8 protein-coding genes are annotated in these 15,535 nt (G+C 68.5%); 6 read left to right on the top strand and 2 right to left on the bottom strand.

Features of this window, described 5'->3' with window-relative positions; genetic code table 11:
* Nucleotides 1–277, bottom strand: a 277-nt coding sequence (locus RKE40_RS28265; RefSeq protein ID WP_316021491.1) for an MFS transporter, incomplete at its 3' end; no start/stop codon positions are given.
* 34 nt (nt 278–311) lie between these two features.
* The gene (locus RKE40_RS28260) at nt 312–1,649 is read right to left on the bottom strand and encodes a DegT/DnrJ/EryC1/StrS family aminotransferase (RefSeq protein WP_316021490.1); all 1,338 of its coding nucleotides are present in this window, start codon (nt 1,647–1,649) and stop codon (nt 312–314) included.
* 136 nt (nt 1,650–1,785) lie between these two features.
* On the opposite strand from RKE40_RS28260, the gene RKE40_RS28255 reads away from it, so the two are divergent.
* The 6 genes from RKE40_RS28255 to RKE40_RS28230 form a co-directional block, all read left to right on the top strand.
* Nucleotides 1,786–3,141, top strand: coding sequence for a sugar porter family MFS transporter (locus RKE40_RS28255; protein ID WP_316021489.1), 1,356 nt, complete (start codon nt 1,786–1,788; stop codon nt 3,139–3,141).
* 383 nt (nt 3,142–3,524) lie between these two features.
* Nucleotides 3,525–4,118, top strand: a complete 594-nt coding sequence (locus RKE40_RS28250; RefSeq protein ID WP_316021488.1) for a TetR/AcrR family transcriptional regulator — start codon at nt 3,525–3,527, stop codon at nt 4,116–4,118.
* A 110-nt stretch (nt 4,119–4,228) separates the two neighbouring features.
* Complete coding sequence (locus tag RKE40_RS28245; protein ID WP_316021487.1) at nt 4,229–5,167, top strand: hypothetical protein; 939 nt, start codon at nt 4,229–4,231, stop codon at nt 5,165–5,167.
* Nucleotides 5,161–6,522, top strand: coding sequence for an MFS transporter (locus RKE40_RS28240; RefSeq protein ID WP_316021486.1), 1,362 nt, complete (start codon nt 5,161–5,163; stop codon nt 6,520–6,522). The genes RKE40_RS28245 and RKE40_RS28240 overlap by 7 nt, the downstream gene beginning before the upstream one ends.
* 371 nt (nt 6,523–6,893) lie before the next feature.
* Nucleotides 6,894–7,475: an invasion associated locus B family protein gene (locus RKE40_RS28235; RefSeq protein WP_316021485.1), complete on the top strand. Its 582-nt coding sequence runs from the start codon at nt 6,894–6,896 to the stop codon at nt 7,473–7,475.
* Between the two features lies 1 nt (nt 7,476).
* A partial coding sequence (locus RKE40_RS28230; RefSeq protein WP_316021484.1) for a leukotoxin LktA family filamentous adhesin occupies nt 7,477–15,535 on the top strand: 8,059 nt, incomplete at its 3' end.

Below are 15,535 nucleotides of genomic sequence, written 5' to 3'. Positions count from 1 at the left end.
AGCCCGCCCCCGCCGCAGCCGAAAGCAACGCACCTGCGGCGAAGAGCACGCCGGCGACCAGCAGCAGGGCGCGGCGGCCATAGGTTTCGGTGGTACGGCCCGCCAGCAGCGCTCCACCCAGCGCCCCCAGCGGCACGGCGGCGGTCATCAGCCCCTCGTCGAACGGGCTGATCGTGAATTCCCCGCGCAACAGATGCAGCGCGCCGGCGATGACGCCCTCGTCGAAGCCGAACAGGAAGCCGGCAATGCCGGCGATGGCAGCTACGAAATAGATCATCGTCTGCGCTCTGGTTGGCGTGGGTTCGCGGGGATCAGCGCAAGAGGCCGTTCGCCACCTTGCGGAAGGCGGTGACGATGTCGCTCTCGTCGGCTTCGGTCAGGGTCGAGCCGATGGCGAGCAGGGCGCCGCGCGCCTGGAACTCGTCGCAACGCGGCAGCGCGCCGACGCCGTAATGATAATCCTTCGCGAAGGCGTTGGCCGGATGGCTCCAGGGGAAGCCGTCGCGGCTGTTGGACCGGCGCTGCACCAGGCTGGGAACGTTGAAGTACCAGTGCATGCCCCATTCCTGCATGGTGATGCAGGCGAGACTGCCGGGTGGCCCGGCGATGCCCTCGGCGCGCAACGCCTCGACGAAGCGCCGCGCCAGGGCGGCATCGGGCAGCAGCATCAACAGGAACGGCCCGGTATCGCCGGCCGGATCCGGGATATGGCGGAAGCTGAGGCCGGGCAGGTCGGCCAGCTGCTCGCGGATACGCCATTTCGAGGCTCGCATAGCGCCGGTGATCCGCGGCAGCTTGCGCATCTGCGCCAGAGCCATCGCGCCGGCGAGCTCCGACATGCGCGCGCCCATGCCCCAGAGCTGGCAGGCCTCGTCGGACGAGTCGAGCCGGCCCTTCTCGTTGCGGGGGTAGCCGAGGTCGTGCAGCGCCACGATGCGCCGGAACAGCGCGTCGTCCTCGGCGACGAGCATGCCGCCATCGCCCGAGGTCATGTTCTTGTTCAGCTGGAAGCTGAAGATGCCGATATCGCCGAAGCGGCCGACCGCACGCCCGCCGACCGAGGCGCCCGCCGCCTGCGCGCAATCCTCGACGAGGCCCAGGCCGTGGGCACGGCAGATCTCGGCGATTTCGGCGATGCGGCCCGGCGCGCCGCTCATATGGACGCACAGCACGGCGCGGCTATGCGGCCCGATCTTGCGTTTGAGATCCTCGGGATCGATGCAGAAGGTCTCGTCGATATCGACCAGGCGGGGAATGGCGCCGACGCGCACCACCGCCGAAAGGCAGCTCACCCAGAGATAGCCCGGCACGAAGACCTCGTCGCCGGGGCCGACCCCGAGCGCCGACAAGGCGATCGTCAGCGCCGCCGTGCCCGACGACACGCCGAGCGCGTTGCGATGCCCGAAGGCCTCGCACCATTCCCGCTCCAGCGTCTCGACCATGTGCTGCGGGTCTGGCCCGTAGAAGCGGAACGGGCTGCGCGCGCGCACGACGCGGTCGACCAGCTCGCGCTCCTCCTCGCCGATCCAGTGCACCCCCGGCAGCTCCCAGGGCAGAGGTTCGCTCCTGACCGGCACGCCGCCATCGATCGCGAGCCGATTGGCCCGCTCCTGACCAACCCGCGATCCCTGCTCGGCCAGATCAGTCATGCGCTTCCCCCCTGTCAGCAATGCGTCGTCTTGGCGGCGTGATCAACGAGATTGAAGATGTTGATCTGGCCAACGAAGCGCTTGTAGCATGAAACAGAGCAGCAAATCCGGCCTTTAGTTTTGGAAAAGATCTGAAATGATTGGAAATAACTGGATTTTCAGGTCTATTAGCCCAATTCAGTTGATTTTGACTCTAATTTTAGCGAGTGGAATAGCATTCGGATTCGGAATAACATCTGTCTCTGGCGTACTGGATATTATAAAGTCAGAGTTTGAACTTTCGGAGATCGGCGAACAATTTGTCGTCGGAATTCTGGTCCTCGGTTGCTTCGTCGGTGCCGCCATAGCAGGGCCGATCTCGGCCCGCTGGGGCAGAAGACGAACGATCATGCTGGCGGTTGTACTCGGTGGGCTCGGCTATACGCTGATCCTGGCCGGGATCGGCTTCGGTGGACTGCTGGTTGGGCGCAGCCTTGCCGGTCTCTGCATCGGCCTGATCTCGATGGTGGTGCCTATGTACGCGGCCGAGACAACGCCGGCTCAGCGCCGCGGCGCCGTGGTCTCGATGTTCCAGCTCGCGATCACGCTCGGCATTCTCGGCGCCTATGGCACGACCCTCGCCTTCGCCGCGAGCGTGCCCTGGCAGATCCTGCTCGGCGCCGGCGCGCTCCCCCTCGGCCTGGGCCTGCTGGCGATCCTGTTCCTGCCCGAGAGCCCGCGCTGGCTCGCCGCACGGGGCGAACACGCCGCCGTTGAGAAGGCGACGCTCACGCTCGGCCTCACAGATGAATGGCAGGAGATTCCGGCGGCTCCCGCGCACGCAGACAACCAAAGCGGCACCGCGCTGACTCGCGGCAGCACGGCAGCAGTCCTCGTGTTCTGCAGCACGCTTTTCGTGCTTCAAAATCTGAGCGGCATCGACGGCATCCTCTACTATGCCCCCCGCATCTTCCAGGAACTCGGCTTTTCGGCCGGGACCGCGGCACTCGCTGCGACCTTCGGCCTCGGACTGGTCAATGTCCTCGCCACGATCGCCGCTATCGCCCTGGTCGATCGCCTGGGCCGCAGGCCGCTGCTGATCATCGGGTCCGCCGCCATGGCGATCGGGCTCGCCGCCGTGATCCTCGCCTCCCAGCTCGGCTGGCCCTGGGTCGGACTCGCGGGGCTCGCCATCTTCATCGCGGCCTTCGCCATGAGCCTCGGCCCGCTGCCCTATGTGCTGATGTCGGAGCTGTTCCCGACGGCGATCCGCGAGTCCGGCATCGCCGTGGCCTCGGCGACGAGCTGGCTGTTCAACGCCCTGATCGCCTTCACCTTTCTCTCGCTGGTGGCGGCGATCGGCCTTTCCGGAGCGATCGGGCTGTTCCTCGCGGTCTGCCTGATCTCGCTCGGCTTCTGCCTCGCCTTCGCGCCGGAGACGCGCGGTGCCCGGCTCGAGGATATCGAGACAGCAGTGCTCGCGGGGCGGCCGTTGCGCCATCTCGGCAGCTGAAGCGGCTGCATGCCGGCCGCGACCATCGGGCGGCAGAGCGCTCCGGCGAGCTTGCAAACGCCCGGTCCGAGCCCCGGCCATACCGCGCCTTATCCTGGCTTGAAGGCCCGCAGCCCCCTGCCCGCCTGAGCGCAATGTTTGACTCCACGCCTTCGTGAGCAAACGGCGGCCGCGCATGTGCTAAATGCGAAGGCAGGCGTCGGGCGCTGGCGAGACCTCGGAAAGCCCCGAAAAGCAGGTCGGGTATGGCTCACCGACGGAGGGGTTCCCGCAGACGCAGATTGCGGTTCCCGGGCAAATCGGGGCAAGAAGGCGACGCGCTGAGTCATCGCATCGCGTCCCAGCGTCGGGGCGATGATTTGGCGATCAACCGGGCGTCATAGATGGTCACACGCACAGAGCTCGTATCACGGCTGGAACGGGCTTTCCTGGACCACGGGTACGCGCAGCTGACGATGATCACCATCGCCGGGATCGTCGATGTCACGCGGCGGACGCTCTACAACTATTTCAGCAGCAAGGAAGAAGCGTTCCGCTTTCTGATCGAGCAGGCCAATGCGAATGCCGTCGAGGCCGGCATGGCGGCAGGACGCACGGCCCTCGCCGCAGGACACGACGCCGTCGAAATCCTGGCGACCATTCTCGACATCCGATACGGCAACGCGCGGCGGCGGCTGAGCCAGTCGCCGCACGCGATCGAGATCAACGACCAGGCCTTTCGGCGCTGCCGAGACATCATGGTCGGCTCAGCCGTTGCCTTCCAGGCGGAATTGGCGGCGTTCGTCGTGGAGCTGGAGCAGCAGGGTCTTCTGCGTCTCAAGAACGGCATCAGCCCCGAGGATCTGGCACAGCTGCTCGCCGACGGCGCACGCGGCACCAATCAGAGCCTGCCTCCGATCGCTCCGGACAGGCTGCATCTTCGCTACCGAGGAATGGTCCGGGCCTTGCTCCACGGCACGATAGAAGGCGAGCGCTGAGACCCTAGAGATTTGCCTGGCACCAATCGCGCCCTCTTCTCAATTTTCACGATATTGTGCAGAATGCCTGAGGGTGGCGGACAAGCGCGGCGTCATCCTGCGGGGGGCCAATGCAGTCTTTGGAGTGGAGGATCGATCGGCTGCTGGCCGATCCGCAGTTTGATCGCGCCATCCATCGCCTGGCCTCCGGCTTCGTGGATGTGCAGGCCGCCGCGCCGCGCCTCGCCTCGCAGTTTGCGACGCAGCAGCGCTGGCTGATGTCGCATGCGGCGCTGTCGCGTTATTTTCGCGGCCTCCGCGCCGGCCGGCCGGGCTTGTCTCGGGCCGAATTCCTCGAGGAAGCGCTAGGCCATCGGCTGGCGAGCCGCAACACGGCCACGGCCTTCTTCGCCGAAGCGCTGCATTACGGGCTGATCCGGCCAATCGGAGCCTCCGGCCGCGGCGCCGGCCTGGTCGAGCCCGCGCCATCGACATTGTGGGCCTTGACCGAGTGGTACGCGCTGCATCTGGCGGCGCTCGATGCGCTCGATGGCGGGGACAGGGTGGAACGCCTGCGAAAGGCGGACCTGATGCTGCTGGCGAAGATGGAATCCGGCGTTGCCGACGGCCTGCTCGGCTGCGAGCTTATTCGAGCCCCGGCGCCGATCTACGCGGTATTCGCCTCGGTGGATGATGGCGGCAGTCTGATGGACCGTCTCATCGTCGGGCTGGATTGGGACGCAGCGCCGGCTCAGGAACAGGCGCTGACCGACGTCACCTCGGTTTCCGCGCTCGCCCGCCGACTTAATCTGTCCCGCACGCACACGGGCAGGACGGTGGCGGCGGCGGCGGCCCTCGGAGGCCTTGGCTGGAGCGGCACGCCAGGGCGCTCGCCGATCTGGCTCTCGAGGCGTTTTCGCGCCGAGTACGCGCAGATCCAGGCGGCGAAGCTCGCGATCATCGGCGCAGCCTTCGACGCAGCGGCGAGAACGCCAGAGCCTGCCTCGCCGACGGCTGTCATCGGAACTCCGGAGATGGTTCACGGCCATTCCGATGGCCCGCCATGCTGAGGAAGTCAGAGGAGGCAGAGCCGTCGCCTGACAGCCAGGCGCAGCCCTCGATCGGGGCGCGTCTCGATGCGCTGCCGTTCTGCCGGCTCAGGCTGGCGATCTTCGCCGTCACCACGCTGGCACTATTTGCTGATATCGCCGAGGTCGCGCTCGGCAATGCGCTCGGCGCGGTCTTCCAGGCGCCGCCGCGCAGCATGACGCGAACCGAGCTTTCGCTGTTCCTCGCCGCGATCTTCGCAGGCGGAGCCGTTGGTGCCCCGGGCTTCGGCCTGCTCGGCGACCGGACAGGCCGCCGCTTCGCTCTCCAGGCGGCACTCCTCGTCGTCGCGATCGGCTCGATCGGCGCTGCCGCCAGCGATGATGCGACCGCTCTGATCGGCTTCCGCTTCCTGTCAGGGCTGGGCATCGGCGCCTGCCCACCGCTGATCGCGGCCTATCTCGCCGACGTCATGCCGCCGCGCTTGCGCGGGACCATGGTCTGCCTCTGCGCGGGCCTCGCCTTTCTCGGCGCCCCGGCCATCATCTTCCTGATGCGCGCGACCACGCCGAGTTTTCTCGGCCTCGAAGGCTGGCGCTGGGCGCTGAGCTCCGGAGCCATCCTCGCCGTCGTCGCCGCTGCGCTGCTGAGCCTTTTACCTGAATCGCCGCGTTGGCTGGCCGCCGCCGGTCGTCTCGGCGAGGCCGAGGCCGCTCTGCGCCGCTTCGGCGGGCGAAAGCACGACGCCGCTGTGATATCGGTTCCCCTGAGTACCTCCGCCTCGGCGGCCGACACGCGGGAAACGCTGACCGTCGGAAAGCGTCTGCTGTTGCTCTGCACGCTTTATGCGCTCGCCCCCTGGGCGACGATCGGCTTCCCGTTGATGAGCGGCGCCGTCATGGTCCAGAAGCAGTTCAGCATCAGCGATTCCGTGGTCGCGGCCGGGCTGATCATGTTCGGGCCGGTGATCGGCAACCTGCTCATGGCCCTCGTGATCGACCGGATCGGCCGCAGGGCGAGCCTGATCGCCAGCGCCGTCGCAATGATCCTGCTGGGGCTGGGCTTCGCGGCCGCGACCGAGTTCGTCACCCTGATCGGGATCGGCATCGCGTTCGCCCTGTGTTCCGCCATCTATGCGAGCGTGCTCGGCGTCTATGCGGCCGAGATCATCCCGACGGCCCTGCGCTCCTCGCGGACCTCACTGGCATGGGGCATCGGGCGGCTCGTTTCGGTTTTCGTGCCGCTGGTGTTCTTCGCGCTGATCCACCAGATCGGGCTTTGGGCGATGTTCGGGTTGATCGCGGTCGCCCTTGGTCTCAGCGCCGTGCTGATCGCCAGCGTGGGGGCACGGGGACGCTCGCAGCAGCCCGTCGCGTGAGCTTGCGGATGGACGCAGATCCCCTTCGGCCGGCGAGCGAGCCCACCCGTCGACATCGACCGAAGTCACTACCCTGGGTTGAGGTCGGCGCATCCGAGTGATCTGGGCATGTGACCATTTTTGAAACGCGTATTGCACATGAGAGAGCAATCTGAGAATTTTTGACCGTTCATCGGGGGCGGGATCGCCTCGGCGCATGTCTGCCTGATCTCCAATCCGCGGCCATTGATGGCCGCGGGCTGCGCCGAGAGACGCGAATTTCCTTGATGCACAGCCGTTCCGGCGCGCTGCCGGAATGGTGGGGGGCTGTGTCGAGGTGTGACGTGAAGGCGAAGCGACGAATGTCCGGCTGGGCGAGGCTCGGCCTGGTCATGACCATCTCAACCGGCTCGGCCTACGCTCAGCCTCTTCCTCCCAAGCCCGTCCGGCCGCCCGCACCCGCAGTGGCGACGGCCCAGCCTGTCGCCCAACCAGCCACGCCGGCGGTATCGCCGGAGCCGAGCAGCACCACGGCGAGCTTCGGCGACTGGACGCTGCGATGCCAGCGCATCGCCGACGCGGCCAAGCCGATGCGGGTCTGCGAAGTCGCGCAGATCCTGCAGGCGCAAGGCCAGCAGGCTCCGATCGCACAGATCGCGCTCGGGCGGCTCGGGAATGACGAGCCGGTGCGGATCACGGCGGTGATGCCGGTCAGCGTCTCCTTCCCCGGCAGCGTGCAGATCGTCATGGGCGAGAAGGACGCCAAGCCGGTCGACCTGCCCTGGCGGCGCTGCCTGCCGACTGCCTGCTACGCCGATGCCGCGCCGGGCGACGACGCCCTGAAGCAATGGCGCAAGGCGAGCGAGCAGGGCCGAATCCTGTTCAAGGATGCGGCCGGCCGCGAGCTTGCCCTGCCACTTTCCAGCCGTGGCCTCGATCAGGCGCTCGACGCGCTCGCGAAGGAGCGCCTCTGACATGTCGAAGCGTCGCTCGCTCCGTCCGGCCACGGCCATCGCGCCGCGCGCAGTCGGCCCCCGGCAGCGCGACGCATTCGCGCCGAGGCCGCGCTCGGTCCTAGCGGCCTGGCGGGACCGTTGCCTAGTCGGCCAGGCGATGGCGCTGGCGCTCTGGAACGTACCGGCCTTCGCCCAGAACATCATCACGCCGGACGGGCGCACCCAGACCAATGTCTCGGTCAGCGGCACCACCACGACGATCACCACGCAGACGGTCTCGGGCGGAGCCGGCTACAATTCGTTCTCCCGCTTCGAGCAGGGCGCGGGCACGACCGTCAACATGCACCTGCCGCAGAACACCGGCGCGCTGGTCAACATCGTCCGCGACGGGCCCGTCGTCATCAACGGCATCCTGAATTCGTATCGCAACGGCCAGATCGGCGGCCATGTCTACTTCTCGGATTCGGCCGGCTTCACCGTCGGCCCGAGCGGTGTGATCAATACCGGCCAGTTGACCGTCAACACGCCGACGCGGGCGTTCCTCGACCAGGTGATCGGGCCGAACGGCACCGTCAATGAAGCGATGGCGGCGCGCCTGCGGGCGAACGACGTGCCGATCTCGCCCGATGGCACGATCACCATCGACGGCCGGATCAATGCGCGCCGCGGCGTCAGCCTGAACGGCCACACCGTCAGCGTTGCCGGTCAGATCAACGCCAACACCGCCGCGGTCGATATCGGCGAGCGTCGCCGCCAGCACCGGGCAGCCTTCTCGCAGAGCGTCAACACCGCAGGTCTCCAGCAGGGCGGCGCCATGGTTGCGCGCCGGGGCGGCGGCATCGAGATCGTCGCGGCCGGAACGGCCTCGATTTCCGGAACGCTGAACGCCAAGGCCACGGCACGCCGCCCGGCCGGCTCCGTCGCCATCCGCTCCGGCAAGGGCACCTCCATCGCCGCGACTGCGCGCATCGACGCCACGGGCAGCGCACCCGGCGCCAACTCCGGAGCTTCGGCATCTGGCCAGCCGAGTGTCAACACGGCGGATGGTGGCACGGTCTCGATCCGCTCGGCGGGGCCGATCTCGATCGCGCGCGGCGCCGTGATCGATGTGAGCGGCGCGCATTCGGTCGCGGCCAAGGGCGGCTCGGCCGTGATCTTCGCCGACACCAACCTCGACGTGCAGTCGGGAGCGATCTTCCGCGGCACCGCCGGCGTCACCGGCGATGGCGGCTTCCTCGAGCTCAGCGCGAAGAACACCGTCACGCTCGGCGCTATCGATGTCGACCTGTCGGCACGCAACGGCAAGGCGGGCCTGCTCTATATCGACCCGACCGACATCGTGATCGGGACCGGCGGCAGCGCCAACATGATCACCAACGGCGCCAATGTGTCGCTGGAAGCCACGAACAGCATCACCATCCTCGGCGACGGGATCATCGACACGAGGCAGTTCAACCGGAACAATGGCGAGCTCTCGGCTCTCAACCCGACGACCGGCAGCTCCGGCAACATCACGCTCACCGCGCCGAACATCGAGGTCCGCGGCAAGCTGCTGGCCGGGGTCAGCGCCGGCAGCAGTTTTCTCGCTGGCGACGTGACGCTCGACGCGACGACTTCGCAAACGCTGATCGGCGGCCGCGCCAGCGCGAGCTCGACCATCGATATCTACGGCACGATCACGGGCCGCGACGTTCTGCTGAAGGCCGATGCCACGGCGGTCGCGTCCTATATCGATCCCTCGGCGGGTCCGCTGGTCGCGCTGGCGGCTCGGACCGTCGCCGGCGCCGCGCTCGGCCTGAACGGCGGCTATGTCGGCAGCACCATCACCAGCCGGGTCCAGATTGTCGACGGCGCGACGATCGAAGCGACGCGCGACGTCGGCATCACCGCCACGGGTCGGCAGGAAGCCTCGCTGCCAGCCATCACGATCACGGGTAGCAACGTCTTCGGCGGGGCCGTCTCGATCGGCGAGATTTCCGGCACCGTCACGGCCGACATCGCTTCGGGCGCCACGATCAATGTCGGGCGCAACCTGGCGGTCAGCGCCGAGAACGACGTCAAGCTCGGGGTCTCCGCCATCTCCGTCACCGTCGGCACGGCGCTCGCGGCGGCGACGGTCGCCTATGGCAATGTCGACGTCACCACCTCGGCCAAGATCCATTCGGGCGCGACGATCACCACCGGCGCCCTCACCAACGTCAGCGTCACCGCGCTCAACACCAACTCCTTCTCGACCTCGGCCAACTCCATCGCCGCGTCAGGCGGCGTGGCCGGCGCTTCGATCGCCTATTCCGACTACAAGGCGCAAGCCGAAGCCCTGCTCGGCGCCTCGCTCGGCACGAGCGCGAGCAAGGTGAAGAGCGTCACCGTGTCGGCCGTCTCCGACACCACCAAGAACGCCACCAGCGCCTCGACGACTGTCGGCGACAACCTGATCTTCAACGCCGGTCCGAGCGGCACGACGGTCTCGACCCTGCTCAGCCAGCTCTTCGGCAAGCTCTCGAGCGGCTCGTCGAGCGTTCCCGTCAAGGCCGGAAGCGCCATCGCCATCGCCGACAGCAGCCTCGGCGCCAGGGCCGCGATCGCTGCCGATCCGGGCTCGACGGCGCCGATAACGCTCCATTCCGACGGCAACGTCGTGGTGGCGAGCCGCCAGTCCGATTTCGGGGTGCGCCTGATCGCCGACAGCTCGATCAACTCGAACTCGAAGGATCCGACGAGCGCGCAGCCCGAGGCGCAGGTCTCGCTCTCCTTCGGCATCGGCGTCGGCAACTACGCGCACGACTCCACGGCCTTCATCGGCTCCGGCGTGACGGTCAACGCCTTCCGGGTCGGCGTCGGCGCGACCAACGAGATGCCGATCTCGAACACCTGGACCAACTGGGCGGGCCCCCTCGAGGTCGTCTCGCACCTCAACGGCAATCTCGGCGTCGTCAACAACATCATGACGAGCTACGCCAACGCGAGCTCGCAATCCCAGCAGCTCGGCCTCGCCGGCTCGGTCAGCTATTTCCGCGTCGACAACGAGACCTCTGCCTATGTCGCGAGCGGGGCGACCCTGAACACGACGGCGTCGGCCACGCCCTGGACGAAGACGCTGGCCGACGGCCATGTCCAGAACTGGGGCAACGCCGTCAGCGTCGTCGCCGAGACCAAGGTGCACAGCATCGATGGCGGCGGCAATTTCGGCCTGACCGGCGGCCTCAATGGCGGCGCCGGCTCCGCGGCAGGCGGGGCCCTCCTCAACATCGGCCGCACCAGCAGGACGGTCGCCGCCATCGCCGACGGCGTGACCATCACCGCGTCGGGGCTGGACGTGAAGGCCACGACGACGGACGAGATGTACGTGATCGTCACCTCCTCGGGCAGGGCGCAGGGCGCCGCGCTGAGCGGCATGGTGGGGCTGGCGAATCTGAACAACCAGACCCTGGCCTCGATCAGCAACCGCGCCTTCGTCACCGCCGATGTCGTGGCCGTCAAGGCGGAGCAGTCCGTCTCGGTGCTGTCGGTCAGCGGCGGGATCGTCGGGGCCAGCACCGGTGGCAGCAGCGCCGGCGTATCCGTCGGCCGGATCGACGCCACCACGGTGACGCGCGGCTATATCGGCGACAATTCCGGCGACCTGTCCGATGATCGCCTACGCGGCGCCGGGACCACGCCCGGCCGTATCGTGACGGATTCGCTGAGCGTCCAGGCGGCGACCACCGGGTGGCTGTCGGCGGCCTCGGTCGCGGCGGCGATCGTCGACGGCACGATGGACTTCGTCACCGACGACCCGTTCTTCACGGTCGTCTCGGCCGCCAGCGCGTCGCAGGGCGGGGGAAAGCCGTCCTTCGCCCTGGCCGGCAGCGCCGCTGTCGCCTCGACCCAGCTCGGGACCTCGGCCTGGATCGACGGCGCCAGGATCGAGGCCAAGACGAATTCGGTTTCCACCGCCGTCGCTGCAGTGAACTCGACCATCCTCGAACTGGGCTCGGGCTCCGCCGCGATCAATCTCACGGGCAGCGGGCAGGGCACGAGCGCGGCCCTGGCCGGCGCGATCGCCTTCGCCAAGCTCGACAACAGCACCGACGCCCGGATCAGCCACTCATCCCTCACGGATATCGGCAACACCAGCGTGCAGGCGCTGGCCGGCGGGCGCGCCACGGTCGTCGGGCTCGGCCTGGCCGGCTCGGCGGGCGGGAACGCCGCCGCGGCCATGTCGGTGGCGCTTGGGCTGGTGACGAACCGCGTCGCAGCCTCGATCACCGATTCCGCGCTGATCGCACCGACGAACCCCTGGGTGTCGAATCTCGTCACGGTGGACGCCTATCAGACGACCGATATCGGCATCGGCGGCGGCGCTGCCTATGCCGGCGCCAAGAACGGCGCCGGCATCGCGCTAACCTATGCCGAGATCCGCGATCCCGATGGCGAGGACGCGGTCAGCGCCAAGGTGACGCGCTCCACGCTCACCGGCGCCGACCGGCTCCAGGTCAGGGCGACCAATGCCAGCCGCATCATCTCCTCGGCCATCACGGCCGGCCTCGGCGGCAACGGCCTCGCCGGCTCCTTCGTCATCAACCGGGTCACGCCGACGACGAACGCGGCGATCTCGGGCCTTAGCGGGACGCTCGCGACGATCTCGGTCTCGGGCGACGTCGTGGTGCTCGCCGATGGCAGCCGGATCGGCGTCTATGACGATATCATCCGTGGCCGCCAGACCGTCTCCGCAGCCAACCGGTCCGAGGTCGACTTCTCCGGCGCGGCAGCCAATGAAGGCACGGCCATTGCCGAAGGCGCGGCCGTCCTGGCCATCGTCGGCGCCCTGCAGGGCGGGGACAACAATGTCGGCGTCTCGGTGCTCAGCAACACGATCGCTCAGTCGCATATCGCGGCGATCGACTTCGCCACGGTCACGGCCGACGGCGACGTCAGCGTCGTCGCCCGGGACGGGGCGACACTGACCGGCATCGCGGTCGGCCTTGGCATCGCGACCGGCCAGTTCGCCGGCGTCGCCTCCGTCGCGCACCAGACGATCGACAACGTCATCAGAGCGCGCATCAGCGGCGGCAGCATCACGAGCCGCGACGTCGCCGTGCAGGCTCAGGCGGCCTCGGAGATCGAGGGCAGGGCCGGCACGCTCGCCGGCAGCACGGGTGTGGCCGCCGTCGGCCTCGCGATCGTCGACAGCAGCATCGCCAACGACGTCGCCGCGGGAATCGGCGGCACGCAGATTCGTGCCTCGGGCGATGTCGTGCTCGCGGCCGGGTCGACCGCAACGATCGACACGGTCGCCATCGGCATTGCCATGGCGCGCAATGTCGGGCTCGCCGGCTCGGTCGCCAACAACAACGTCGCCACCGATATCGGCGCGACGATCACGGGCGCCGATATCATCGCCGGCAACAATCTCGGCGTGCTCGCGGCCAATACCGACCGGATCACGGTCTCGGCCGGCGCACTCGGCGTGACAGCAGCGTCCCCCGGGCTAGCCGGCGGCGTCTCCGTCGTCGACAACACGGTCGGTGGCGACACGATCGCCAGGATCGAAGGCAGCACCGTCGATGCGCAGGCCGGCGGAACCGGTTCCCTGAGCTATAGGGCTGGCCAACTTCTCACCGCTTTCGACCTCAGCACCGCCAACAGTCCGAGCGCGGCACAGCCCTCGCTCGCGATGACCGCGCGCAGCATCCATGGTCTCGGGGTCGTCGCGACGTCGCAGCAATCCGTGCTGGCGAATGCGGTCACCGGCGGCATCGCCGCTTTCCCGATCACCGGCGCGGTCGCGATCGTGCCGATCCGCAACGTGCTCGGCGGCAGCACCAGCGCGACGATCGATGCGAGCCAGGTCGATACCCGGCTGACCGGAACGGGCAGCACCGCGATCGCCGTCGAGGCGGCGAGCCATTCCTATGCCGCGACCTTCATCAACGTCGGCGCGGTCGGCGGCGTCGCCGCCGCGGGAGCCAACACCAGCAACATCATGAAGCGCAGCACCAGGGCTGCGCTGACCAACTCGACCACCGGCACGACGACGCCCGGCTATAGCGGCAGCGGCGTCAGCACGCTCGATGTCGCTGCGAACGCCTCTCAATCGGCGGCGAGCAATGTGACCGGTTTCGCTCTCGGCTTCGGCGGCGCCGCTGCGTTGGGCGTCGTCAACACCTTCGCGGCCTCGACGAACGCCGCGCTCGACCAGGGTCTGGTCACAGCGGGGCGGGTCGGTGTCACCGCCGACAGCCGCAACGGCTTCCACGCCCAGACGGTTGCAGTCGCTGCCGGCGGCGTCGCTGCCGGCAGCGCTTTCATCGTCGGCACCAGCAAGAATGCAACGCTGGCGACGATCGGCGGCGGCTCCGGCCAGACCGTGCTCAACCTCAATGGCGGCCTAGCTGTCGCGGCCACGAGCCGAAACACCTTCACCACGCTCGCGACCGGTGGTGCGGCAGGTGGCTTTGCCGGAGTCGCCGGCATGGTCAGCTTCGTCGATGTCGACAACGAGACGCGGGCGGGGCTCTATGGCGCGCGGGTCACGACCCGGCCGGATGCGATGCAGACCGTCGGCAGCGTCACCAGTGCGGCCGGTATCAGCGTCACCGCTTTCGAGACGACGAACATCACGCCGAAGACCGCCGCGGGAGCGAATGGCAGCTTCGGCGCCGGCGCAGCCGCCAACATTGCGAGCCTCGACAGCAGCGTCCAGGCCGACATCCAGGGCTCGACCCTGGTTGCGCCGGGCACGGTGTCGGCCTCCGCCACCTCCGAACGCACGGTCAGCGCCGAGACGATCACCTATGGCATCGGCGGCTCGGCCGGTATCGGCGCTTCGGTCGCGCTGATCTCGGTCGGCACCGGGACACCGTCCGCGGCGCAAGGCGAGCTCACTTCGGGCGGGGGCGGCACGCTCTCCCGCATCGGCCAGCTCACCGCCGGCAACAACGATCTTGTCCTGAGCGCTGCCGGGCTCGTCAGCTATCGCAGTTATCGAGGCGCCACTGGCGCAGCCATGAGCGAGAGCGCCCTGCGCGACGCCGCTCAGACCGACTACAATGAGCTGCTGGCCAATGGCACGGTTTCCGGCGGCACGCTGACCTTGAGCAATGCCGGGGTCGTCGCGCTGCGCAGCGCCGCGGCGAGCGCGCTTGGCGTCGCCAACCCGTCGGATGCCGAGGTGCGCGACTGGGCCGCCGCCCGCTATGCCGCTTTCCAGACCGGAGCGGTCGGCTATCTGCTCAGCGATGCCGGCGTCAGCGCCTATCGGACACGCGTCACCGCGACGACGCCGGATGCGAGCGACGACCAGATCCGCAGCGCCGCCAACGACGCCTATGCCCGCCTGCTCGCCAACGGCACCGTCAGCAGCGGCGTCCTGACGCTGTCCACGGCCGGCATCGACGCCTATCAAGCCGAAGCAAATGCCGACCTCGGCCGCACGGCCACCGATGCCGAGGTGCGCAACTACGCGGCCCAGCAATACGGCTTCTTCACGGCCAATCGCAGCCGCATCGCTGCGCCGACCGCGCAGAGCGCCGCCGCACTGCTCGAAAGCACCGGCTCGGCTACCAGCGCCAGCGTGAGCGGCGGCAGCATCACCAGCGGCGCCGTCGCCGTCTCGGCCCTGTCGAAGACCACGACCAGCAACATCGCCAGCGGCGTCGGCGCCGGCGGCGCAGCGGGCGTCGGTGCGGCGACCGCCTATACCGATGTCGGCGACAAGGTCTCGGCGCGTCTCGACCAGATCAGCGTGACCACCGGCTCCATCGCCGTGACGGCCAGCTCGACTGACGGGACCGGCTCGGCCGCCCGGATCGAGGCGCGTGCCGGAGCCGGCGGGCTTGCCGCGGCGGCCGGCGCCGCCGTCGCGAAGGGGACGCTCAAAAACGAGGTCAAGGCGACGCTCGGCGGAACGCTGACGGTGACGGGGGCGACCAGCGTCAATGCCAGCAACAGCCAGACCGGCCGCTCGGACGCCTTCGGCGCCACGGTTGCCGGCGGCCTCGCGCTCGGCATCTCGCTCGCGTCGAGCGAGGCCAAGAGCGAGGCGCCGGCGGCGCAGCGGGCGTCGGTGCGGCCGGTCTGGCTGTTGCTGGCATTGA

The organism is Allobosea rubneri (assembly GCF_032464875.1).
In the GTDB taxonomy this organism is placed as follows: Bacteria; Pseudomonadota; Alphaproteobacteria; order Rhizobiales; family Beijerinckiaceae; genus Allobosea; species Allobosea rubneri.
The sequence above is the reverse complement of the archived record's forward strand: the minus strand, read 5'-3'. Positions and strand labels throughout refer to the sequence as shown.

Bases quoted from the DNA above. Each gene is read 5' to 3' on its own strand.
- RKE40_RS28260 (WP_316021490.1), bottom strand. From the start codon at position 1,649: ATGACTGATCTGGCCGAGCAGGGATCGCGGGTTGGTCAGGAGCGGGCC.
- RKE40_RS28255 (WP_316021489.1), top strand. From the start codon at position 1,786: ATGATTGGAAATAACTGGATTTTCAGGTCTATTAGCCCAATTCAGTTG.
- RKE40_RS28250 (WP_316021488.1), top strand. From the start codon at position 3,525: ATGGTCACACGCACAGAGCTCGTATCACGGCTGGAACGGGCTTTCCTG.
- RKE40_RS28245 (WP_316021487.1), top strand. From the start codon at position 4,229: ATGCAGTCTTTGGAGTGGAGGATCGATCGGCTGCTGGCCGATCCGCAG.
- RKE40_RS28240 (WP_316021486.1), top strand. From the start codon at position 5,161: ATGCTGAGGAAGTCAGAGGAGGCAGAGCCGTCGCCTGACAGCCAGGCG.
- RKE40_RS28235 (WP_316021485.1), top strand. From the start codon at position 6,894: ATGACCATCTCAACCGGCTCGGCCTACGCTCAGCCTCTTCCTCCCAAG.